The sequence below is a fragment of the Roseateles sp. FW305-36 genome (assembly GCF_058787015.1).
Map to the genome: position 1 here is coordinate 1 of NZ_JBYSZK010000024.1, position 21,575 is coordinate 21,575.

Consider the following 21,575-nt stretch of genomic DNA (forward strand, 5'->3'; position numbering starts at 1 on the left):
AGCGACCGCGACATCGCAGACTCTCAGCAACACCGGCTGAGCGTCCAATTGGGAAGATACAAGGGGACGGCGATGCTAGCGGCATCGAGCCGCAAGCACATCGCCAGCGCGGGCCGGCTCGGGAACGGCCCAGCGCTCGGCCCGCAGCCGGCAAAGCGCGGTCCAGCAACCGGGATGACGCATCCGGCACGGACAGGGCCGCGTAAAGGCGGTTATCCCAACCCGGAGACCGCCATGACGACCAGCCCCACCGCCGTAGTCCAGTCCATGTACGCCGCCTTCGGCCGCGGCGATGTCGAAGGCCTGCTCGGCCTGTGCAAGGACGATGTCGACTGGTCCATGCTGGGCAGCATAGACCTGCCCTACATCGGTCAGTTCAAGGGCAAGGCCGAGTTGCTGCGCTGGTTCGGCCTCGTCGCCGAGTTCGACGACATCCAGGCCTTCGAGCCGCGCGAGTTCTTCGCCGGCGTCGACCACGTCACCGTGCTGGGCTGGGAACGCACCCGCGCCAAGCCCGGGCAAGGTGTTTTCGAGACGCCCTGGGTGCATCTGTTCACGCTGCGCGACGGCAAGGTCGCGCGCTTCGTCGGCATGTATGACACGGCCGCCGTCGAGGTGGCGCGCCGCCAGGCTTAGGCGGCGCCGCGCACCTGCTGGCTGCTGAAGTAGGCCACCTTGCGGGCCCGCATGACCTCGCCCAGAGGCCGGTGCGCGACCAGCGATTGCCAGGGGTCGAAGACGCCGGACTCGACGCGGGCGATGAAGTCGGCGTCGGTCGACGGCGCCTCCAGCACCAGCTCGGCCACGTCGACAAAGGGCGCGACGGACTCGGGCCATTCGACGGAGGCGTCTTCCAGCGGCGTGCGCGCCTCGTCGACGAAGAACTGCAGTTGCAGCCGGTACTTCAGCGGTCCGGCAGCGGCTTGCGCGGCGAGGTCGCCGGCCCAGTCGCCATCGACGTTGGCGCGCGGCTTCAGGCCGGCCGGCGGCAGCAGGCGAATCTTGACGGCCGCAGGCCCGCAGCTGATGGGCAGGGTGCTGGCGAAGGCCTCGGTCGCGAAGCCCGTGAAAGGCTTGCCGGCCGTCGCAGCCAGCTTCTTGATCTGCTTGACGCCACCGATGAGGCCGAAGGTCTTGAACATCCAGCCGATGACGGCGCCCGGGCTGCGGCCGGCGGCTTCCACCAGGCCGAAGAAGTGCCGGCTGTCCGGGAAGGCAAAGGCCGTCTGGTTGATCAGCGAGAGGTCCTGGTGATCGGTGCGGCCGCCCAGGGCCGCTTCGCCGTCGACCCCGAAGACGCGCATCGCGAAGCCGCGGATGTCGGGGCGGCGGTTGCTCTGCCTGTCCATGGCACCGTTGGACAGGCGCACCCAGACTTCATGCTCGCCGGGTGCGGCAAAGAGACCGTGGCGGGCGTGGTCGGGCAGGCCGTCCAGCACGCGCAGCTTGCCGCGCACAGCGGCCAGGGCCTTGCGGTGCAGGGCACGGCCGCTGCCGAAGCGCTCGTCCTTGCGCTTTTGCATCGCGGCCATCATGCGCGCCGCCTCGGCATGACGAGCCGCCTCGTCGGCGCCGATGATCTCTTCCCAACCGGTGCCGACGCTGCTCATGGCGCTGTCCTCAGTGTTGAAGGATCTTGGCCAGGAAGTCCTTGGCGCGCGGCGAGCGCTCGTCGGGCTTGTTGAAGAAGTCCGAGCTGCTGCAGTCCTCGATGATCTTGCCGGCGTCCATGAAAATGACGCGGTTGCTGACGCGCTTGGCGAAGCCCATCTCGTGGGTCACGCACATCATGGTCATGCCCTCGTTGGCGAGTTGCACCATCACGTCCAGCACTTCGCCGACCATCTCGGGGTCCAGCGCCGAGGTGGGTTCGTCGAACAGCATGACGATGGGGTCCATGGACAGCGCACGGGCGATGGCCACGCGCTGCTGCTGGCCGCCGGACAGCTGGCCGGGGAACTTGTCCTTGTGAGCCGACAGGCCGACACGGTCCAGCATCTTCAGGCCGCGGGTCTTGGCGTCGTCCGCCGAGCGGCCCAGCACCTTGGTCTGGGCGATGGTCAGGTTCTCGGTCACCGACAGATGGGGAAACAGCTCGAAGTGCTGGAACACCATGCCGACGCGCGAGCGCAGCTTGGGCAGGTTGGTCTTGGGGTCGGCGATGGAGGTGCCGTCGACGACGATGTCACCCTTCTGGAAGGGCTCCAGCGCATTGACGGTCTTGATCAGCGTCGACTTGCCCGAGCCCGAGGGCCCGCAGACGACGACGACCTCGCCCTTCTTGATGGACGTCGTGCAGTCGGTCAGCACCTGGAAGCTGCCGTACCACTTGGAGATGTTCTTGATGTCAATCACAACTTGACCCTCAGCGAATGATGGCGATCTTCTTCTGCAGGCGGCGCACGAGCTGCGACAGCGCAAAGCAGATGACGAAATAGACGACGGCGGCGACGAGGTAGGTTTCGACCGGGCGGTTGAAGTTCTTGCCCGCGACCTCGAAGCCCTTCAGCAGGTCATAGGCACCGACGGCATAGACCAGCGAGGTGTCCTGGAACAGGATGATGGTCTGGGTCAGCAGCACCGGCAGCATGTTGCGGAAGGCCTGGGGCAGCACCACGAGCTGCATGGTCTGGCCGTAGGTCATGCCCATGGCATAGCCGGCGTTGACCTGGCCGCGCGACACCGACTGGATGCCGGCCCGCATGATCTCGGAGTAGTAGGTGGCCTCGAACAGCGTGAAGGTGATCAGCGCCGAGGTCTCGCCGCCCAGCGGCCCGAGCAGCTTGGGGATGAGCAGGAAGAACCACAGGATCACCATCACCAGCGGGATGGAGCGCAGCGTGTCGACATACAGGGCCGCCGGCGCCGACAGCCATTTGTGGCTGGACAGGCGCATCATGGCCAGCAGCGTGCCGAGGATGATGCCGCCGATCATGGCGACCAGCGTCAACTGGATGGAGAACCAGAAGCCCTTGGCGACAAAGCTCTGGATGACCGCCCAGTTCAGGAAGGAATAGTCGAGATTCAGCATCACTTGCCTCCCGACTGGCCGGGGATGCGCACCCGCGCCTCGACGAACTTGGCGACACGGTTGATCGCAAAGGCGGAGACGAAGTACAGCAGCGTGACGGGGATGAAGATCTCCTCGAAATGGGAGGTCTCTTCAGAGGCCTGCTGGGCGAACTGCGCCAGCTCGGGAATGCTGACCGCGAAGGCCACGGCCGAGTTCTTGACGATGTTCATGCTCTCGCTGGTCAGCGGCGGGATGACGATGCGAAACGCCATCGGCAGCAGCACGAAGCGATAGGTCTGCGGCAGGGTCATGCCGACGGCCAGGCCCGCATAGCGCTGGCCGCGCGGCAGGGTCTGGATGCCGGCCTTGACCTGCTCGCCGATACGCGCACTGGTGAAGAAGCCCAGGGCAAAGACGATGAGGACCGACGGCGGCAGGGCCTCACGCAGCACCGGGAACAGCGCCGGGATGACGTGGTACCAGAGGAAGACCTGCACCAGCAGCGGGATGTTGCGGAACAGCTCCGTCCATGCCTCGCCGAAGCGCGCCAGCCATTTGTTGGGCGCCGTGCGGATGATGCCGATCAGCGAGCCGACGACCAGCGCCAGCAGCAGGGCCAGCAGCGAAACCGTCAGCGTCCAGCCCCAGGCGCTCAACATCCACTGCAGATAGGTCTGCTCCTTGCCGCCCGGGCCGAAGCAGCCGGCGACGGCCTCCCCGGTGGCGGTGTCATTGCAGTAGAACTGCCAATCCCAACTCATGGGCCTCTCCTCAAGCCTCTTGTCTAAAGCAAAGCGGGTGCCAGGCACCCGCTTTGCGGCCTTTCAGATCACTGCGCGAATCACTTCTTCGCGTAGTCTTCCATCGGCTTGTCGTTCGGGTTGGCCCAGGCGTCCTTGGTCGCGGCGGACAGCGGCAGGCCGATCTTGGTGTTGGTCGGCGGGATGGGCTGCATGAACCACTTGTCGTAGATCTTGGCCATCTCGCCCGACTTCATCAGGCCCTTGATGCTGTCGTCCACGGCCTTCTTGAAGGCCGGGTCGTCCTTGCGCATCATGATGGCGATGGGCTCGACGGACAGCACCTCGCCGACGATCTTGAAATCGGCCGGATTCTTGGAGGTGGCGATGTTCTTGGCCAGGATGGAGCCGTCCATGACGAAGGCGTCGGCGCGGCCGGAGTCCAGCAGCAGGAAGCTGTCGGCGTGGTCCTTGCCGAAGACTTCCTTGAAGTCCACGCCGGTCGAACGCTCGTGCTTGCGCAGGGTCTGCACCGAGGTCGTGCCCGTCGTCGTGGCGACGGTCTTGCCGTTGAGCTGGGCGATGTTGGTGATGCCGGAATTGGCCTTCACGGCGATGCGCACTTCCTCGACATAGGTCGTCACGGCGAAGGCGACGTCCTTCTGGCGCGCCATGTTGTTGGTCGTCGAGCCGCACTCGAGATCGATGGTGCCGTTGACCGTCAGCGGGATGCGGTTGGCCGAGGTGACGGGCTGGTGCTTGACTTCCAGCTTGCCCCCGACCTGCTTGCGCAGGTCCGCGATGACGCGGTCGCAGACGTCGATGTGGTAGCCGACGTATTTGCCGTCACCGATGGTGTAGGCGAGGCCCGAGGACTCACGCACGCCCATGGTGATGACGCCGCTGTCCTTGATCTTCTTCAGCGTGTCTTCGGCATGGACGGCCGAAACGCCGGCGAACAGGGCTGCGACGAGCAGAACTTTCTTCATGGAGGCTCCAACAACAGGAAGTGGATATCGATAACAGGCGTGAGCAGACCACGCCCCAGGTTCAGCCCGAATACGGGTTTACACGATGCATGCCGAACCGGGATGAGCTCATGCCTGGGACGACAGATAGTCCCACAAAGCCAAGGAGGCAGGTTTGCTCCGGCGCGAAAGCTCGGGCTTCTCGCGGTAGATGCGCAGCTCCATGCTGACGCTGAAAGTCCCCGGCGCCGCGGCCGGCACGAGGCGGCCGCTGGCGATCTCCTTCTGCACCGAGCTGGCGGGCAGGAAGGCGAAGCCATGGCCCTCGAGCGCCATCGCCTTCAGGCCTTCGGCCATGTCGGTTTCATAAATGGCGTCGAGGTTGAGCGCGCAGTCGGCCTCCTTGACGATGAGCTCGACGAGGCGCCCCAGATAGGCACCGGAGGCATAGCTGAGGAAGGGGATCTTCTGGCCCGGCCGGCCGGGCAGGCGGAACTGCGGCTCACCCTGGCTGTCTGCCTTGGCATAGGGCGACAAGGTCTCATGACCCAGCGACACCATCTGATAGCGCTCGGGGTCCAGCTGCAGCGGCTGGCTGGCATGGTGATAGACCAGCAGCAGGTCGCAATTGCCTTCGCTGAGCTGCAGCATGGCGTCGTGCACATTGGCCGCATTGAGCCGGCACTTGATGGCGCCGAAGCCGCGGCGCAGGCCCATCAGCCAGTGCGGGAAGAAGGAGAAGGCCAGCGAGTGCGGCACGGCGAACTCGATCATGTCCTGGTCGGCCGCCTGGTGGCTGCGCAGCATGTTCCGCGTCGCCTGCAGATTGCCCAGCAGTTCGACGGCCTGGGCCAGCAGCGTGGCGCCCGCGGCCGTCAAGCGCGTCGGATAGGACGATCGGTCCACGAGGTCGACCCCAGCCCAGGCCTCCAGCGCCTGGATGCGGCGCGAGAACGCCGGCTGGGTCACGTGGCGCAGCTGGGCGGAGCGGGAAAAGCTGCGCGTCTCGGCCAAGCTGACGAAGTCTTCAAGCCATTTGGTTTCCACCGCCGGCAGTGTAGCCAAGGCATTCATTCCGGCCGTGCGTGCAGAACGACTCAGATCTGCGTGCGCGTGAGGCGCCCGATCCCCCCTAAGCGAGGCCCCCAGGTACTTGACTCCCCCCCAACTGAAGGGGAGACAGCCAGCCCGTCATGTGGGGCCTTGTTTACAGTTCGTGCCAGAACCCAACTCGAACAAACCCTGGACGGAGAACGCCATGCGTGCGATGAGCAAACTTCTGGCACTCGCCTTGACGGCCACCATGCAATCGGCGATGGCCGGCGCGGTCACCCTGAACTTCGAGGACGTGACGACCTCGGAGCTGCTGACCAACCAGTACGCATCCAAGGGCGTCACCGTGACCGGCACTGCCTGGACGGGCGTCTCCGAAGCAGGCAATTGCGGCGGCGATTTCAGCTTCCAGCGCGACAACAGCTGTGGCGCCGTGCTGATGGGCAGTTCGATGACGCTGAATGCCGTTGCCGGCCTCGGTTTCTCCGACGCCATCTCCTTCTTCTATTCGGGCAGCACGGAAACCATCAACCTGGCGGTGCATGCCTTCGACGAAAATGGCGTCGAGTTGGGCAAGCCCGGCCTGTCGGGACTGGCCGGCAAATCCTGCGGCGCCTTCTCCTTCTGCAACTGGTCTCAGGCCACCCTGACCTTCAGCGGCGTGGCCCGCACCGTCGTTTTCTCAGGCGTCGATCAATCCATCCTGATCGACGACCTCAGCTTCAAGACTGTCAACGTCGCCCCTCCCGGCCGCCTGCCCGAGCCCGCCAGCGTCGCCCTGACCCTGGCTGCCCTTGGTGGCCTCGGCTGGGTTCGCCGCCGCGCCGCGCGCTGAGCGACCCGCACCGAAAGCAAAGACCGCCCCGGCGGTCTTTTTTCATGGGGCCGCCGGCGCGTGCAGCCATCGCCGACAGGCGCAGGCGGGGCCGGCGCTTTGAAACGGTCGGGCGACGGGCCATTCCCATGATGCAGCTCTTGAATCGCCATCCTCCGTCCCTATAATGCCTCTCTGCTAGCACTCAACGCATTCGAGTGCTAACGAGATCGGGCTGACCGGTGTTGAGCTGGTGGCCCCATTTTTTCAGCGTGCCGCGACGTCACGGCCGCTCCAGTTCCAACTCTCAAGGAGATTCCATGAAGCTGCGCCCCCTGCACGATCGCGTGATCGTTCGCCGTCTGGAGCAAGAAACCAAGACCGCCTCGGGCATCGTCATCCCCGACAACGCCGCCGAGAAGCCCGATCAAGGTGAAGTCCTGGCCGTCGGCCCGGGCAAGCGCAACGACAAGGGTGAGTTCGTGGCCCTGAACATCGCCGTCGGCGACCGCGTCCTGTTCGGCAAGTACTCCGGCCAGACCGTCAAGGTCGACGGCGAAGAGCTGCTGGTCATGCGCGAAGAGGACCTCTTCGCTGTGGTGCAGAAGTAATGGCTTGCGGGACAGACCGAAGCGCGCAGCGCGAGCTCTGTCCCCAACTGATTCAGAGAATTCGACTCTGACCCCAATTTGGATATCCGGAGAATCAAATGGCAGCAAAAGACGTGATCTTTGGCGGCGAGGCTCGTGCCCGCATGGTTGAAGGCGTGAACATCCTGGCCAACGCGGTCAAGGTGACCCTGGGCCCCAAGGGCCGCAACGTGGTGCTCGAGCGCTCCTTCGGCGCCCCGACCGTGACCAAGGACGGCGTGTCCGTGGCCAAGGAAATCGAGCTCAAGGACAAGCTCCAGAACATGGGCGCCCAGATGGTCAAGGAAGTCGCTTCCAAGACCAGCGACAACGCCGGTGACGGCACCACCACCGCCACCGTGCTGGCCCAGGCCATCGTCCGCGAAGGCATGAAGTACGTGGCCGCCGGCATGAACCCGATGGACCTGAAGCGCGGCATCGACAAGGCTGTGCAAGCCCTCGTCGCCCAGCTGAAGGCGGCCTCCAAGGCCACCACGACCTCCAAGGAAATCGCCCAGGTCGGCACCATCTCCGCCAACAGCGATGCCGACGTCGGCCAGATCATCGCCAACGCGATGGACAAGGTTGGCAAGGAAGGCGTCATCACCGTTGAAGACGGCAAGAGCCTGAACAACGAGCTGGACGTCGTCGAAGGCATGCAGTTCGACCGCGGCTACCTGTCGCCCTACTTCATCAACAACCCGGAAAAGCAATCCGCCATCCTGGACAACCCCTTCGTGCTGCTGTACGACAAGAAGGTGTCCAACATCCGCGACCTGCTGCCCACGCTGGAAGCCGTCGCCAAGGCCGGCCGTCCGCTGCTGATCATTGCCGAGGAAGTCGAAGGCGAAGCCCTCGCGACCCTGGTGGTCAACACCATCCGCGGCATCCTGAAGGTTGTCGCCGTCAAGGCTCCTGGCTTCGGCGACCGCCGCAAGGCCATGCTGGAAGACATCGCCATCCTGACGGGCGGCAAGGTCATCGCCGAAGAAGTCGGCCTGTCGCTCGAGAAGGTCACGCTGGCTGACCTGGGCCAGGCCAAGCGCGTCGAAGTGGGCAAGGAAAACACCACCATCATCGATGGCGCCGGTGCTGCTGCCGACATCGAAGCCCGCGTCAAGCAAGTGCGCATCCAGATCGAGGAAGCCACCAGCGACTACGACCGCGAGAAGCTGCAAGAGCGCGTGGCCAAGCTGGCCGGCGGCGTCGCCGTCATCAAGGTCGGTGCTGCCACCGAAGTCGAGATGAAGGAAAAGAAGGCCCGCGTGGAAGACGCGCTGCACGCCACCCGTGCCGCCGTTGAAGAAGGCATCGTCGCCGGTGGCGGCGTGGCCCTGCTGCGTGCCAAGCAATCCGCTGGCGAGATCAAGGGCGACAACGCTGATCAAGACGCCGGCATCAAGCTGGTCCTGAAGGCCATCGAAGCCCCGCTGCGCGAGATCGTCTACAACGCCGGTGGCGAAGCCTCCGTCGTCGTGAACGCCGTGCTGGCCGGCAAGGGCAACTACGGCTTCAACGCCGCCAACGACACCTATGGCGACATGATCGAAATGGGCATCCTGGACCCGACCAAGGTGACGCGCACTGCCCTGCAGAACGCCGCCTCCGTCGCGTCGCTGATGCTGACGACCGAGTGCATGGTTGCCGAGGCCCCCAAGGAAGAAGCCGCCGGCGGCGGCATGCCTGGTGGCATGGGCGGCATGGGTGGCATGGGCGGCATGGACATGTAAGACATTGGGGACAGACCTGACGGGCGTACCCGCCCGGCTGCTCTGTCCCCAACTGATCGAGCATTCAAGAAAAAGGGGCTGCGCGAGCAGCCCCTTTTTTCTTGTCAGTCGCTCGTGGCCCGCGCCGCCGAGCGGGTCAGCGTGTAGGTCAGGCCGATGCCAAGGGTGGCACCGGTGGTCTGACGCACCAGCGGGCTGGCGCGGTTGGCCGCGCCAGCCACGCTGTCGACGCGGCCGATGGCGAACAGGCGCAGATCGGGCGTCAGCTGATGCGACACGCCGCCCTTGAGCCGCCACGCGATCAAGCCCGAGCGGGCCGCATAGGCCGGCCGATCCGGCAGGGCCTCGCCGGGCTCGACGGTGTAGTACATCGACCCGAGGCGGCGATCGCCAAACAGCAGGCCGGCGCTGACGCCATAGCTCCAGCCCGCCAGCTGCCGCCGCTCCAGCGACAGCTCGGGCTCCAGGCTCATGCCGCGATGGTGACGCAGGTCGCTGGCCTCGAACACGCCGCGCACCGGCACCTCGAAGCTCAGGCGGTTGGCCGCGTCGCGGCCATTCAGATACCAGCGCGCCACCGGCCCGAATTCCACCAGCGAGGGCAGGCGCGCCATGCCTTCGCGCGCCCGCAGCGACTTGCCGCCGGCGCTCAGCGAGCCCGCGAACGACACGTCCAGCTCGAAGCTCTCGGTGCGGATCGCACGCAGCCCCGCGCCCTCGTTGTCGGCCCTCAGCACCTTGCCGCGGTAGACCACATAGGGCAGCACCAGCGTGCGGCTGACCTGCTGGTCGGCGCCCGGATAGGCCTGCTGTGACAGCGTGCCCGCAGCCAGGCCGAGCTCCCACAGCGGCAGATCGGGCTTTTTCGGCGTCTGCGCATCCTGCGCATGCACAAGGGTCGCGACGCAGGCCAGGCCGAAACCGAGAACACGCTTCATGACGCGGGGACGAGTGGTGACGGCGCGCATCATGCCTGCACCAGGGTCAGCCAGTCCCGGGCAAAGCGCTCGGCATCGCACAAGGGGCTGGCGGCCATGCGCTCGCGCAGGCCGGCCCGCAGTGCCGCCAGACCGGCACGGTCACCCGCCCCTCGCACGGCGCGACGCACGAAGTCCTCCTCGTCGACCGCCACCCAGTCCTGCGCCAGACCCAGGGTCTGCAGAAAGCTCAGGCCCTGGCGCGAGATCGGCGCGGGACCCGGCAGGGTCAGCACCGGCACGCCCATCCAGAGCCCGTCCAACGTCGTCATGCCGCCGCTGTAGGGATGGGGATCGAGGGCGATGTCGACGCGTCCGAAGGCATCGAGATAGTCGGCCAGCGGCCCCGGCCCCTGCAGCTCCAGGCGGGCCGGATCGCCCGGCCAGCGCCCGAGCAGGGCCGCGCGCGCCGCCTCGTGCTGCAGGCCCGGCGCCTTCAGCAGCAGGCGGCTGCCCGGCGTCGCCGCCAGCACGCGCGCCCACAGCCCCAGCACCGCGTCGTTGAGCTTGTGCACGGCGTTGAAGCTGCCAAAGCAGACCGGCCCATCGCGCACGGTGACACCGGGCGCCTCGGCGGGCGGCGCATAGACCGTGAAGCTGTCCGGCAGGCGCAGCAGGGGCTCGACGAAGCCGGCCTCGCTGCCCGGCGGCAGCAGCCAGCGGTCGCCGATGAAGCCGTCCATCGCTTCCAGGCCGGTACTGCCGGCATAGCCGAGCCAGCTGAACTGGCGCGGTGCGGGCCGGCGCGCGAACGCGCCCAGCCGATGGCCGCCGGTGTGACCATTCAGGTCGACCAGCACGTGGATGCCGTCGGCGGCAATACGCGCGGCCAGTGTCGCGTCGTCCAACCCGCCTACGGCCGCCCAGTTCGGGACCGCGGCCCGCAACCGGGCCGCCAGCACATCGTCGACGCGCGCATTTGAATACACAAACAGTTCGCAGCGGGCCGCCAGGGCCGGCAGCCAAGCCTCGGCCAGCCGCCCGACCGGATGGCTGCGCAGATCGGCGCTGACCAGGCCGACGCGAAAGCCTCGCGACGGCATGGCCTGGCGCTGCACGCGCGACCCTCCTGCAGCACGGCCGAAATCCGCGGCCTCGGCTCGCAAGGCCACGTTCTCGTCGGTCGTGCGCTGGCGGTAGTTGCGCAACAACAGCCGGTCGCTGCGCGCGCTCAGCAGCGCTGGCTCGAGCTCGATGAGTCGTCCCAGCAAGGCATCGGCTTCGTCAAGGCGGCCGGCATGCTTCAAGGCATGGGCCAGGTTGCTCAGGGCAGGCGGTGACGAAGGCGTCGCGTCCAGCGCCTGACGGTAGGCGGTCACGGCCTCCGCCTGCCGCCCCTGCTCGGCCATCAGCCCGCCGAGATTGGCCAGCACGGCGGCGCGGCGCTCGCCGGCGAGACCCGTGGCCAGCGCCGCCACCAGCACCGCCTCGCCCCGCTGAGGCCGCAGCAGGGCGAAATTGCAGGCGGCCTCCGCATGGCCGGCATCCTGCGCCAGCACGTCCTCCCAGGCCGCCGCCGCGCCTGCCGCATCACCGCTGTCGCGCAGCAGCTGGCCCAGGGCGAAGCGCTGGCCGCCATCGGCCGGCGCGCGGGCCACGGCCTCGCGCTGCATCGCCACGGCGGCGCCCATTTCCCCCGCCGCCGTCCAGGCCGTTGCGGCATGGGCACACAAGCCGGCGTCCGTCGGCCGCGCCGCGGCGGCCTGCTCGAAGGCTCGCGCGGCGTCCGCGGCCCGACCCAGGGCCAGCAGCGCCCGGCCACGATTGCCCAAGGCCGCAATCAGGTCCGGCTGCAACCCCAGGGCCGTGTCGAAAGCAGCCAGGGCCTCGGCCGGCTGGCCCAGGGCCAGCAGTGCATTGCCCAGGTTGTTGTGGGCGCCCGACAGACGCGGCTGCAGCTTCAGCGCGCGTTCGCAGGCCGCCCGGGCTTCGGGCCAGCGCGCCCGCGACGCCAGCAGTGTACCGAGGTTGGCCGCCAACTCGGCATCGCCCGGCAGCAGGGCCAGCGCGCGCTCCAGGGCCGGCAACGCGTCCTCGCCCAGCATCTGCTGGGCCACTGACAGCGCTTTCCACAGCTGACCGTCCTGGGGCTGGACCGCCAGCAGGGTGCGAGCCCGGGCCGCCATCTCGGCGTGGCGCCCGGCCTGGAAAAGCGTGAAAAGGTCTTGAAGTGCGGCGTTTGCCATGTGATCGGGGGGTCAGTAAGAAGGGGCAACACGCCGGAACGCACCAGCCTGGCGCCGGATAATCTCATCACGCACCTCGATAGCGTCCATGCCCTTCAGCCCGCACTCCCACAATCTGCTCGACCATGCGTTGACCGAAGCCGGCCCGCTGGCCCGCGAACTGCTCAACACCGTGCAGGACGAGCTCGACGCCCAGCCCCAGCACTTCCCGCTGCGTGAGGCCTGGCGCAAGGTGCGCCCGCATTTCGCGACCGACTTCGAAGGCAAGCTCATCCAGTTGCTGCAGGCGGGCCGCCGCGGCGACGACCCTCTGCATCGCACGCCCTCCCAGCTGGGCGGACTCGAAAGCCTCAGCCTCGTCGACGAACAGCAGGCTTTGCAGGACGTCGCCATCGCCCACGTCGCCCACACGGCCGAGGAATTGAGCCGGGCCGAACTGCACCAGATCGGCAATTTCTTCGCCGCCCTGCGCGGCATTGCCCGGGCCCGCGAGCGCGACAACCCGCTGCGCCCGGCCCTGTTCGCCCATGCGCTGCACCACGCCCTGGCCTGCAGCCCCCTGGGTGCCCAGGCCCAGTACGAGTTGATGCGCGTCGCAGCCACGCCGCTGGCGCGGGCCCTGAACCGCCTCTATGTGCAGTCCTGCGCCATGCTGCACGCCGCCGACATCAGCGCCATGGTGTCGTCCCACGGTCACGCCCAGTCCGACCCGCTGGCCCACCAGCGCCTGGCCGCCGCGCGCGGCGTCAGCACGCGGGCCAGCGCGCATGCCACCTTCGACGGCCTGTCGCGCCGCGTCGACGCCGTGAACTCCCGGCCCCAGGGGCTGAGCACCCAGGGCCCGCTCACGCAGCGCGACCCGCTGGCGCCCCAGCCTTTCGTGCGCTCGACCGGGCCGGACATGCTGAGCCGGCTCTACGACCAGATCCTGGCCGATCCGCGCCTGCTGCCGCCGCTGAAGGCGCTGCTGGCGCGCCTGCAGATCGCCGTCGTGCGCCTGGCACGCAGCGACTCCATGCTGCTGCGCCGCCAGGACCACCCCACCTGGGCCCTGCTGAACCGCGTCGCCGCCCACGGCATGGCCTTCGGGCGCGCCGACGACCCGCGCCTGGTCGACTTCCTGCGCTTCATGGAAGCCGAAGCCCAGCTGCTGGTGGATGCGCCGACACCCACCGCCCTGCTCTTCCAGCAGGTGCTGGCCCGCGTGGATGCCCAGATCGACCAGCAGGCCCGCCAGAGCAGTGAGCGCAATGCCGTCGCGCTGGCCGCCCTGGAGCGCGAGCAGCAGCGCAGCGAATGGCGCGAGCTGATCCGCGAGCAGATCGATCACCAGATCATCGGCGCACCGCTGGGCCCACGCATGCTGCGCTTCCTGCAGACGGCCTGGGTCGAGGTCATCGTCGACGCCATGGTGCGCCACGGCCGCGACTCGCGCGAGGCCCATGGCCAGATGGAGCTGGTCGATGCAGTGCTGGACAGCCTCGTCACGCCGCGCGACCTCGCCGACCGCGAAGCCCTGCGCATGCGCCTGCCCGTGCTCATCGAGAGCCTGGTCGCCGGCTGCGAAAGCATCCAGCTGGCCGAGCCCAAGCGCGAAGCGGCCCTGGCAGAGCTGATGGCCCAGCATGCCCGCCTGCTGCGCGGCCTGCCGGCCCTGGACCCGGCCGAGCGCCGCCCTGCCGTGCCGCCGCCCGCCGCGTCAGCAGCCAGCAGCGCACCGGCCTCGGCCGACGAGATCGTCAAGCGCCTGATGGAGGAGCGGGACTCCCAGATCCCCTCGCTCTGGCTCAGTGCCGACGTCGACCGCGGCGAGCTGCCGACCGTGCCGGTGCAGCTCTACAACGAGAACGACTCGCCCGACGCCCGCGCTGCCCTTCAGCGCTGGATCGACAGCATCCAGATCGGCCGCTGGTTCCACCTCTTCATCCAGGGTGACTGGCATACCGCCCAGATCGCCTGGATCAGCGAAGGCCGCCAGTTCCTGCTCTTCGTCGGCCGCGACGCCGAGGTGCGCCTGCCGCTGACGCGCCGCGCGCTGGAGGCGCTGCTGGCCAACGGCCTCATCACCGCGCTGGAAGACGACAACGTCGTGCAGCGCGCCGTCGACACGCTGATGAGCGATCTGGACGGGGGCTGAAGCTCAGTCTTGCGGCTCGGCCGGCGGCGCGGCGGCCAGCACCGCGTCGGGCACCTCGCCCGGGCTCCGATGCGCCAGCACCCATTCGCGCAGCGCCATGGCGACGTCGCCGACGCCGCTCTTCTTCAGGGCCGAGAACAGCGTCACCGCGACGTCGGAGTCTTCCGTCGTCATGCCGGCCAGGAACTCGGTCGTCGTGCGCAGGGCGGCATCCGCCTCCTTGCGGTTGAGCTTGTCGGACTTGGTCAGCAGCACCAGCAACCGGATCTCGCCGGTGGCGACGCGGGCCGCGACGAATTCCAGCAGTTGCCGGTCCAGGTCGGTCAGGCCCAGGCGCGAATCCACCATCAGCACGACGCCCGACAGGCTGCGCCTGACCTCCAGATAATCGGCCATCACCTTCTGCCAGCGCAGCTTGGCCGACTTGTTGACGGCGGCATAGCCATAGCCCGGCAGGTCGGCGAACAGGGCGTCGGCCGCATCCTTCGGGCCGAGCTCGAACAGGTTGATGTGCTGGGTGCGGCCCGGCGTCTTGGAGGCGAAGGCCAGCCGTTTCTGCTGGGCCAGGGTGTTGATGGCCGTGGATTTGCCGGCGTTGGAGCGGCCCACGAAGGCGATCTCGGGCAGCTCGGTAGCGGGCAGATGCACCAGCTGGCTGGCGGTGGTCAGGAAGCGCGTGGTGTGCGTCCAGGCCAGGGCCTGCTTCTCGGTCAGGGCCTCCGCGGAAGCGGCCTCAGGGATTTCGTTGGTCATGGCAGGGTCGGACGCTGTGATTGAGCATTGTAAAATTCGAAAGTTGCGCCCAACGAAGCCCCATAAATCCATGAAGACTGTCGCTCTCCTCCTGTCGAGTCTGCTGCTGGCCGCCACGGCTCATGCGAACGAGCCCGCCGCTGCAGCGGCCAAGCCCGATTCGGCCAAGGGCGGCGCCATTTCCTCCCAGGTCTGCGCCGCCTGCCACACGGCCGACGGCTCGCGCGGCAGCCCCGCCAACCCCATCCTGCAGGGCCAGCACGCCGAATACCTGGTCAAGCAGCTGACCGAGTTCAAGAGCGGCAAGCGCAAGAACGCCGTCATGAGCGGCATGGCAGCTCCGCTGTCGGAAGAAGACATCCGCAACGTCGCCGCCTTCTACGCCGCCAAGACCGCCAAGCCCGGCTTCGCCAAGAACAAGGACACGGTCGCCATCGGCGAGAAGATCTACCGCGGCGGCATCGCCGAGCGCAATGTGCCGGCCTGCGCCGGCTGCCACGGCCCGACCGGTGCCGGCCTGCCGGCCCAGTACCCGCGTCTGGGTGGTCAGCATGGCGACTATGTCGAAGCCCAGATGACGGCCTTCCGCAGCGGCGCCCGTACCAACAACCCGGTCATGACGACCGTCGCCGCCAAGATGAACGACAAGGAAATCAAGGCGGTGTCCGACTACATTGCCGGCCTGCGCTGAACCTTTCGCAAGCCTCGAGGAACGAAGGCCGGTGCCCTCCACCGGCCTTTTTTGTTTCTGCCCAGCACCAGCACCCGTCTAGCGCCTGATGTCCCAAGCCGCTGCCCCCCGCCCCTCCACCGCCCGCGAACTGCTGGACCTGCTGTCGTCCATGCGCTTCGCCATCACGCTGCTCAGCGTGATCTGCATCGCCTCGGTCATCGGCACCGTGCTGCGCCAGAGCGAGCCCATGGGCAACTACGTCAACCAGTTCGGCCCCTTCTGGGCCGAGGTGTTCGCCAAGCTGGGTCTCTACACGGTCTACAGCGCGTCCTGGTTCCTGGTCATCCTGACCTTCCTGGTCATCTCGACCAGCCTGTGCATCGCCCGCAACACGCCCAAGATCCTGGTCGACCTGAAGAGCTTCAAGGAAGGCGTGCGCGAGCAATCCCTGCAGGCCCACCACCACAAGGCCATCGCCGAGCTGCACAGCAACCCGCAGATGGCGCTGGCCGAGATCGGCAGCACGCTGACCCAGCTGGGCTGGAAGGCCCGCGTCCAGCAGCGCGAGAACGGCACCATGATCGCGGCGCGGCGCGGTGCGGCCAACAAGATCGGCTATCTCTGCGCCCATTCGGCCATCGTGCTCATCCTCATCGGCGGCGTGCTGGACGGCAACGCCATGGTCAAGCTGGCCATGTGGGCCCAGGGCAAGCAGCTCTATACCGGCTCGGGCTTCGTGTCCGACATCAAGCCCGAACACCGCCTGTCCACCGGCAACCCGAGCTTTCGCGGCAACGTGTCGGTGCCCGAGAAGCAGCGCCAGGGCATCGCCGTGCTCAGCCTGCCCAATGGCGTCGTGCTGCAGGACCTGCCCTTCGACATCGAGCTGAAGAAGTTCAAGGTCGACTACTACCCCACGGGCATGCCCAAGAGCTTCGCCAGCGACATCGTCATCCACGACGGCGCGACGACCCGCGAGGCCACCGTCAAGGTCAACGAGCCCGTCATCCACCAGGGCCTGGCCATCTACCAGAGCAGCTTCGAGGACGGCGGCAGCAAGCTGGAGCTCAAGGGCTTCCCGCTGGCCGGCGGCAGCACGCCCATCCCGATCTCCGGCCGCGTCGGCACCAAGATGGCGTTCGGCGACCAGTCGCTGGAACTGGACGGCCTGCGTGTCATCAACGTCGAGAACCTTGGCGGCGGGGATGCCAATGCCAGCGGCGCCGACGTGCGCAAGGTCGACCTCGGCGATCGCCTGAACAAGCACCTGGGCAGCGGCGCCAAGGGCAGCGGCGACAAGACCCTGCACAACGTCGGCCCGAGCTTCAGCTACAAGCTGCGCGACGCCGCCGGCCAGGCCCGCGAATACAACAACTACATGCTGCCGGTCGAGCTGGAGGGCCAGAAGGTCTTCCTCGCCGGCGTGCGCGACACGCCGGCCGAGAACTTCCGCTATCTGCGCATGCCGGCCGACGAGAACGCCAGCCTGGACGGCTGGCTGCGCCTGCGCCAGGCCCTGGCCGCGCCGGCCCTGCGCGATGCCGCTGCGCAGCGCTATGCCGTTTCGGCCACGCCGCCCAACCAGCCCCAGCTGACGCCCCAGCTCAAGCTCACGGCCCAGCGCGCGTTGACCCTGTTCTCCGGCGCCGCCGCCAAGCCCGGCGACGAGGTCAGGGGCGGCCTGCCGGCCCTGTCGCAATTCATCGAGCGCGACGTGCCCGAGTCCGACCGCCAGCGCGTCTCCGAGGTGCTGCTGCGCATCCTCAACGGCAGCCTGTTCGAGTTGCAACAGATTGCACGCGAACGTGCCGGCCTGCAACCGAGCGGCACCGACGCCGCGGCCCAGGCCTTCATGACCCAGGCCGTGCTGTCCCTGTCGGACAGCCTCTACTACCCCTCGCCGGTGCTGCTGCAGCTGGAGAACTTCGAGCAGGTCCAGGCCAGCGTCTTCCAGGTCGCGCGTGCCCCTGGCCAGAAGCTGGTCTATCTGGGGGCCCTCTTGCTCATCGTCGGCGTCTTCGCCATGCTCTACATCAAGGAGAGGCGGCTGTGGGTCTGGATCACGCCCAGCGCCGACATGGGCGGCTCCCAGGTGCGCATGGCCATGTCCAGCACCCGCGAGTCGCCCGACAACGCCACGCTGTTCGCCCAGCTGAAGTCCGCTGTGCTGAAGGACCCGTCATGAACACCACCACCTTCGACCTGCCGCGCCGCCATGCGCTGCAACGCCGCGACCTGCTCGACTGGATCTTCGCGGCCCTCGTGCTGCTCGGCGGCGGCTATGCCTTCAGCCGCTATCACGCCAGCATGGACGTCTACGAGCGGGGCATCCTGCTGTGCGCCATGCCGGCCCTGATCGCCCTGGGCTGGTTCTGGAAGCCGCTGCGCTGGCTCAGCGTCACGGCCGGCGCGGCCACGCTGCTGGCCATCGCCCTCTACGGCCAGCACACCGACAGCTTCGGCGCCGACCTGGCCGCCGGAGAACAGGTCTTCTGGCTCAAGTACCTGCTGTCCAGCCAGAGCGCCATCCTGTGGATGAGCCTGCTCTTCTACATGAGCATGCTCTTCTACTGGGGCGGCTTCTTCACCGGCGCCGGCCGCAACAGCGTGGCCGAGGTCATCGGCTCCAAGCTGGCCTGGGGCGGCGTGCTGATGGCCCTGATCGGCACCCTGGTGCGCTGGTTTGAGAGCCACCAGATCGGCCCCGACATCGGCCACATCCCCGTCAGCAACCTCTACGAAGTCTTCGTGCTGTTCTGCTGGCTGACGACGCTGTTCTACCTCTACTACGAGCAGCGCTTCGCGACGCGCTCGCTGGGCGCCTACGTGATGCTGGTCGTCAGCGGCGCGGTCAGCTTCCTGCTCTGGTACACGCTGGCCCGCGAGGCCCAGGAGATCCAGCCCCTGGTGCCGGCCCTGCAGAGCTGGTGGATGAAGATCCACGTGCCCGCCAACTTCGTCGGTTATGGCAGCTTCGCGCTGGCGGCCATGGTGGCCCTGGCCTATCTGCTGAAGACGGCGACGACCCGCGCCCTCGCCGTCGGCCTCATCGCCATGCCGCTGGGCATCGTCGCCCTGATCCTGGCCGTGCGCTTCGGTGCCAATGTCGATGCCGCCACCGTCACCGGCCTGGACGGCTGGGCCCGCAAGATCGCCGGCGTGGCCCTCTTCCTCGCGCTGACCGTCGCGCTGCGCAGCCGCCTGACGGCGCGCCTGCCCGAACTGCCCCAGCTCGACGACCTCATGTACAAGGCCATCGCCCTGGGCTTTGCCTTCTTCACCATCGCCACCATCCTGGGCGCCTTCTGGGCCGCCGAGGCCTGGGGCGGCTACTGGAGCTGGGACCCCAAGGAGACCTGGGCCCTGATCGTCTGGCTCAACTACGCGGCCTGGCTGCACATGCGGCTGATGAAGGGCCTGCGCGGCATGGCCTCGGCCTGGTGGGCCCTGGTCGGCCTGCTGGTGACGACGTTTGCCTTCCTGGGCGTGAACATGTTCCTTTCGGGCCTGCACAGCTACGGTACGCTGTAGCGCATGCCTTCAGCGCCGGATAGCGAGCCCTGGACCCAGGCCGCGCCGGCCATCGCGGCGGCGTTGCCTGATCTCTGCTTTCTGATCAGCCCCGATCTGCGCTTCGCGGCCTGCAACCTCCCGGATCACGCTGACCTGCACGCGCCCTGGGCCACGCTGCAGGGGCGGCCGCTGCAGAGCGTCGGCCCCCGGCAGCTGTCCCAACGCCTGGCTGCCGCCTGCAATGACCGCCCGCAGCGCCTGGCCTACTCGCTGCGCACCCGCAGCGGTCGGCTGGCACGCTTCGAAGCCAGCATCGCGCCCCTGCCCGACGGCGCCGGCTGGCTCTGCATCGCGCGCGACCTGGGCAGCGTTGACGCCGAACAGGCCCGTTATGCCCGGGCCATGCAGGGTGCCGCCGATGGCCTGTGGGAATGGGACGTCGCCGCCGACAGCGAGTATTTCTCGCCGCGCGCCCGGGCCCTGCTGGGCCATCCCGACCGCTTCGCCGCGCAGCTGCATCCCGACGACCAGGGCCAGTGGCGGGCCGCCCTGCAGTCCCATCTGCAGCACGGCGCGCCGCTGGACATCGATCTGCGCCTGGCCGGCGCGCACGGCCATCCCGCGCGTTGGCTGCGCTGCCGCGGCTGGACCGAGCGCGATGCCCGCGGCCAGCCGGCCCGGGTGCTGGCCACGCTGTCCGACATCAGCATCGCGAAATTCACCGAGCAGGCCCTGACGGACAGCCAGTCCAAGTTCCGCGCCCTCTTCCACACCGTGCCGGTCGGCATCGCGCTGTTCGACATCGCCAGCGAGACTGTCGTCGAGGCCAACGACGAACTCGGCCGCCAGCTCGGCTGGCCGACGCTGTCCGTCGTCGGCCAGACGGCGCAAGCCCTGGGGATGGCGCCGTTGCCGGGCAAGGATGGCCGCACCGAGATCGACGACCGCGAGCTGCGCCCGCATTCGGGTTGCCGGCTGCACGCCAAGCTGGTCGCCGAACCCATCGAACTGGGCGGCCGGCCACTGCTGCTGTGCGTCGTCGTCGACATCTCGGTGCAGATCGATGCCGAGGCGGCCCTGTCGGCTCTCGCCGAACAGCTGATGGACCAGGAGAGGCGCACCACCCAGCGCCTGGCCCAGGCCCTGCACGACCAGCTCGGCCAGACCCTGACAGCCCTGCGCCTGACCCTGGACCTCGGCGCGCCGGATGCCCGCGATCAGGCCCGCGGCCTCATCGACCAGGCCCTGCGCGAGGTGCGCCAGGTCCTCGTCGACCTGCGCCCGCCGCTGCTGGAGGACGAGGGCCTGGCCGCGGCCCTGGACAACGAGATGGCCCAGCGCCGCGCCCTCTACCCCGACGTGCGCCTGTTGCTGGATGTCGAGGATGCGCTGCTGATGCAGCGCTGGCCGGTCCAGCTCGAGTACGCTCTGTTCATGATTGCCCGCGAAGGCCTGGAGAACGCGCTGCGCCACGCCCGGCCCACCGAGGTCAGGGTGACCTTCTACGGCTTCCCGGACGAGATCGAGCTCGGCGTGGCCGACGACGGCGGCGGCCTGGACGCCGACTTCGAGCGCCGCCCCGGCCACCTCGGCCTCATCGGCATGCGCGAACGCGCCCGCGCCATCGGCGCGAGCCTGGAACTCGGCCCACGTGACGGCGGCGGCACCCAGCTCACCTTGAGATGGCAGGCTCCAGAATGACCCAGAGCGCCCGCGTCTACCTCGTCGACGACCACGCCATGGTGCGCCAGGGCCTGCGCGCGCTGCTGACCGAGGCCGGTCACGAGGTCGTCGGCGACAACGGCGACATCACGGCAGCCCTGGCCGAATTGCAGCAGCTGACGCCCGACATCGTCCTCGTCGACCTGTCCATCGGTCCACGCTCGGGCATGGAGCTGCTGACCGAACTGCAGCGCCGCCATCTGCCCATCCGGCCGCTGGTCCTGACCATGTCGGCCCAGCCCCGCCACGTCGGCATGGCGCTGAAGCTCGGCGCCTGCGGCTATGTGCTGAAGGGCTCGCCGTCGGAGGAACTGCTGCAGGCCATCGAAGCCCTGCGCGCCGGCCGCCGCCACCTCGGCCCCGGCGTCGCCGAGTTGGCCGCCCGCGCCCTGGCGGAAGGCGTGGGCGACGACCCCTTTGCCAGCCTGTCGGTGCGCGAGCGCCAGGTCGTCACCATGGTCGTCGACGGCCACTCCAGCACCGAGATCGCCACCGCCCTGCATCTGTCGCCCAAGACCGTGGACAGCTACCGCAGCCGGCTGATGGCCAAGCTGGGCACGCCCGACGTGACCGCGCTCGTGAAGCTGGCAATACGTCACGGCCTGATCAGCAACGACGCCTGAATCGAGGGCTGCTCAGGCGCCCCGACAACCCGGATCAAGAACTC

At 68.0% G+C, this 21,575-nt stretch carries 19 protein-coding genes; 10 read left to right on the forward strand and 9 right to left on the reverse strand.

From position 1 onward, the window contains the following. Positions 1-234: 234 nt before the first annotated feature. Positions 235-636, forward strand: a complete 402-nt coding sequence (locus tag AC3WOE_RS29100) for a nuclear transport factor 2 family protein (RefSeq protein WP_492695750.1) — start codon at positions 235-237, stop codon at positions 634-636. On the opposite strand, the gene AC3WOE_RS29105 is transcribed toward AC3WOE_RS29100, so the two are convergent. The 6 genes from AC3WOE_RS29105 to AC3WOE_RS29130 form a co-directional block, all read right to left on the reverse strand. Next, positions 633-1,610: a catalase family protein gene (locus AC3WOE_RS29105; protein ID WP_492695752.1), complete on the reverse strand. Its 978-nt coding sequence runs from the start codon at positions 1,608-1,610 to the stop codon at positions 633-635. The genes AC3WOE_RS29100 and AC3WOE_RS29105 overlap by 4 nt on opposite strands. A gap of 10 nt (positions 1,611-1,620) precedes the next feature. Next, positions 1,621-2,355 carry an amino acid ABC transporter ATP-binding protein gene (locus AC3WOE_RS29110; protein WP_492695754.1) on the reverse strand — a complete coding sequence of 245 codons (735 nt, stop codon included), beginning with the start codon at positions 2,353-2,355 and terminating at the stop codon, positions 1,621-1,623. Between the two features lie 10 nt (positions 2,356-2,365). Next, on the reverse strand, positions 2,366-3,031 hold the full coding sequence (locus AC3WOE_RS29115; RefSeq protein ID WP_492695756.1) for an amino acid ABC transporter permease: 666 nt from the start codon (positions 3,029-3,031) through the stop codon (positions 2,366-2,368). Then, positions 3,031-3,774: an amino acid ABC transporter permease gene (locus AC3WOE_RS29120; protein ID WP_492695758.1), complete on the reverse strand. Its 744-nt coding sequence runs from the start codon at positions 3,772-3,774 to the stop codon at positions 3,031-3,033. The genes AC3WOE_RS29115 and AC3WOE_RS29120 overlap by 1 nt, the downstream gene beginning before the upstream one ends. An 80-nt stretch (positions 3,775-3,854) precedes the next feature. Further along, positions 3,855-4,742, reverse strand: a complete 888-nt coding sequence (locus AC3WOE_RS29125) for an amino acid ABC transporter substrate-binding protein (protein ID WP_492695760.1) — start codon at positions 4,740-4,742, stop codon at positions 3,855-3,857. A gap of 108 nt (positions 4,743-4,850) precedes the next feature. Further along, positions 4,851-5,768: a LysR substrate-binding domain-containing protein gene (locus tag AC3WOE_RS29130; protein ID WP_492695762.1), complete on the reverse strand. Its 918-nt coding sequence runs from the start codon at positions 5,766-5,768 to the stop codon at positions 4,851-4,853. A gap of 220 nt (positions 5,769-5,988) precedes the next feature. On the opposite strand from AC3WOE_RS29130, the gene AC3WOE_RS29135 reads away from it, so the two are divergent. From AC3WOE_RS29135 to groL, 3 genes are all read left to right on the forward strand, one after another. Next, the gene (locus tag AC3WOE_RS29135) at positions 5,989-6,609 is read left to right on the forward strand and encodes a PEP-CTERM sorting domain-containing protein (RefSeq protein ID WP_492695764.1); all 621 of its coding nucleotides are present in this window, start codon (positions 5,989-5,991) and stop codon (positions 6,607-6,609) included. 299 nt (positions 6,610-6,908) lie between these two features. Continuing rightward, complete coding sequence (groES, locus tag AC3WOE_RS29140) at positions 6,909-7,199, forward strand: co-chaperone GroES (protein WP_492695765.1); 291 nt, start codon at positions 6,909-6,911, stop codon at positions 7,197-7,199. Between the two features lie 98 nt (positions 7,200-7,297). Further along, on the forward strand, positions 7,298-8,947 hold the full coding sequence (gene groL / locus AC3WOE_RS29145) for a chaperonin GroEL (RefSeq protein WP_492695767.1): 1,650 nt from the start codon (positions 7,298-7,300) through the stop codon (positions 8,945-8,947). A gap of 104 nt (positions 8,948-9,051) precedes the next feature. Here groL and AC3WOE_RS29150 read toward each other — a convergent pair whose 3' ends face one another. Both AC3WOE_RS29150 and AC3WOE_RS29155 read right to left on the reverse strand, forming a co-directional pair. Further along, positions 9,052-9,885 carry a MipA/OmpV family protein gene (locus AC3WOE_RS29150; RefSeq protein WP_492695769.1) on the reverse strand — a complete coding sequence of 278 codons (834 nt, stop codon included), beginning with the start codon at positions 9,883-9,885 and terminating at the stop codon, positions 9,052-9,054. Positions 9,886-9,914: 29 nt separating this feature from the next. Continuing rightward, a complete protein-coding gene (locus AC3WOE_RS29155) occupies positions 9,915-12,110 on the reverse strand; it encodes an O-linked N-acetylglucosamine transferase, SPINDLY family protein (protein ID WP_492695771.1) in 2,196 nt (731 codons plus the stop codon). 88 nt (positions 12,111-12,198) lie between these two features. Between AC3WOE_RS29155 and AC3WOE_RS29160 the strand changes: the two genes are divergently transcribed. After that, the gene (locus tag AC3WOE_RS29160) at positions 12,199-14,247 is read left to right on the forward strand and encodes a DUF1631 family protein (protein ID WP_492695773.1); all 2,049 of its coding nucleotides are present in this window, start codon (positions 12,199-12,201) and stop codon (positions 14,245-14,247) included. Positions 14,248-14,250: 3 nt separating this feature from the next. Here the strand turns inward: AC3WOE_RS29160 and yihA are convergent, their stop codons facing one another. Next, a complete protein-coding gene (yihA, locus tag AC3WOE_RS29165; RefSeq protein WP_492695775.1) occupies positions 14,251-15,000 on the reverse strand; it encodes a ribosome biogenesis GTP-binding protein YihA/YsxC in 750 nt (249 codons plus the stop codon). Between the two features lie 70 nt (positions 15,001-15,070). Here yihA and AC3WOE_RS29170 point away from each other — a divergent pair, with 70 nt between their 5' ends. From AC3WOE_RS29170 to AC3WOE_RS29190, 5 genes are all read left to right on the forward strand, one after another. Then, positions 15,071-15,691 carry a c-type cytochrome gene (locus AC3WOE_RS29170; protein ID WP_492695777.1) on the forward strand — a complete coding sequence of 207 codons (621 nt, stop codon included), beginning with the start codon at positions 15,071-15,073 and terminating at the stop codon, positions 15,689-15,691. 88 nt (positions 15,692-15,779) lie between these two features. Continuing rightward, a complete protein-coding gene (locus tag AC3WOE_RS29175) occupies positions 15,780-17,858 on the forward strand; it encodes a cytochrome c biogenesis protein ResB (RefSeq protein WP_492695779.1) in 2,079 nt (692 codons plus the stop codon). Further along, positions 17,855-19,204, forward strand: coding sequence for a c-type cytochrome biogenesis protein CcsB (gene ccsB / locus AC3WOE_RS29180; RefSeq protein WP_492695781.1), 1,350 nt, complete (start codon positions 17,855-17,857; stop codon positions 19,202-19,204). Before AC3WOE_RS29175 ends, ccsB begins: the two co-directional genes overlap by 4 nt. Before the next feature lie 3 nt (positions 19,205-19,207). Continuing rightward, complete coding sequence (locus AC3WOE_RS29185) at positions 19,208-20,887, forward strand: sensor histidine kinase (protein WP_492695783.1); 1,680 nt, start codon at positions 19,208-19,210, stop codon at positions 20,885-20,887. Continuing rightward, positions 20,884-21,531 carry a response regulator gene (locus AC3WOE_RS29190; RefSeq protein ID WP_492695785.1) on the forward strand — a complete coding sequence of 216 codons (648 nt, stop codon included), beginning with the start codon at positions 20,884-20,886 and terminating at the stop codon, positions 21,529-21,531. The genes AC3WOE_RS29185 and AC3WOE_RS29190 overlap by 4 nt, the downstream gene beginning before the upstream one ends. Positions 21,532-21,575: the final 44 nt, after the last annotated feature.

Excerpts from the sequence above, each read along its gene's own strand:
- AC3WOE_RS29160 (WP_492695773.1), top strand. The coding sequence starts at position 12,199 with ATGCCCTTCAGCCCGCACTCCCACAATCTGCTCGACCATGCGTTGACC.
- AC3WOE_RS29185 (WP_492695783.1), top strand. The coding sequence starts at position 19,208 with ATGCCTTCAGCGCCGGATAGCGAGCCCTGGACCCAGGCCGCGCCGGCC.
- yihA (WP_492695775.1), bottom strand. The coding sequence starts at position 15,000 with ATGACCAACGAAATCCCTGAGGCCGCTTCCGCGGAGGCCCTGACCGAG.
- AC3WOE_RS29190 (WP_492695785.1), top strand. The coding sequence starts at position 20,884 with ATGACCCAGAGCGCCCGCGTCTACCTCGTCGACGACCACGCCATGGTG.
- AC3WOE_RS29125 (WP_492695760.1), bottom strand. The coding sequence starts at position 4,742 with ATGAAGAAAGTTCTGCTCGTCGCAGCCCTGTTCGCCGGCGTTTCGGCC.
- groL (WP_492695767.1), top strand. The coding sequence starts at position 7,298 with ATGGCAGCAAAAGACGTGATCTTTGGCGGCGAGGCTCGTGCCCGCATG.
- AC3WOE_RS29115 (WP_492695756.1), bottom strand. The coding sequence starts at position 3,031 with ATGCTGAATCTCGACTATTCCTTCCTGAACTGGGCGGTCATCCAGAGC.
- AC3WOE_RS29100 (WP_492695750.1), top strand. The coding sequence starts at position 235 with ATGACGACCAGCCCCACCGCCGTAGTCCAGTCCATGTACGCCGCCTTC.
- ccsB (WP_492695781.1), top strand. The coding sequence starts at position 17,855 with ATGAACACCACCACCTTCGACCTGCCGCGCCGCCATGCGCTGCAACGC.
- AC3WOE_RS29150 (WP_492695769.1), bottom strand. The coding sequence starts at position 9,885 with ATGAAGCGTGTTCTCGGTTTCGGCCTGGCCTGCGTCGCGACCCTTGTG.
- AC3WOE_RS29170 (WP_492695777.1), top strand. The coding sequence starts at position 15,071 with ATGAAGACTGTCGCTCTCCTCCTGTCGAGTCTGCTGCTGGCCGCCACG.
- groES (WP_492695765.1), top strand. The coding sequence starts at position 6,909 with ATGAAGCTGCGCCCCCTGCACGATCGCGTGATCGTTCGCCGTCTGGAG.
- AC3WOE_RS29120 (WP_492695758.1), bottom strand. The coding sequence starts at position 3,774 with ATGAGTTGGGATTGGCAGTTCTACTGCAATGACACCGCCACCGGGGAG.
- AC3WOE_RS29135 (WP_492695764.1), top strand. The coding sequence starts at position 5,989 with ATGAGCAAACTTCTGGCACTCGCCTTGACGGCCACCATGCAATCGGCG.
- AC3WOE_RS29155 (WP_492695771.1), bottom strand. The coding sequence starts at position 12,110 with ATGGCAAACGCCGCACTTCAAGACCTTTTCACGCTTTTCCAGGCCGGG.
- AC3WOE_RS29105 (WP_492695752.1), bottom strand. The coding sequence starts at position 1,610 with ATGAGCAGCGTCGGCACCGGTTGGGAAGAGATCATCGGCGCCGACGAG.
- AC3WOE_RS29175 (WP_492695779.1), top strand. The coding sequence starts at position 15,780 with ATGTCCCAAGCCGCTGCCCCCCGCCCCTCCACCGCCCGCGAACTGCTG.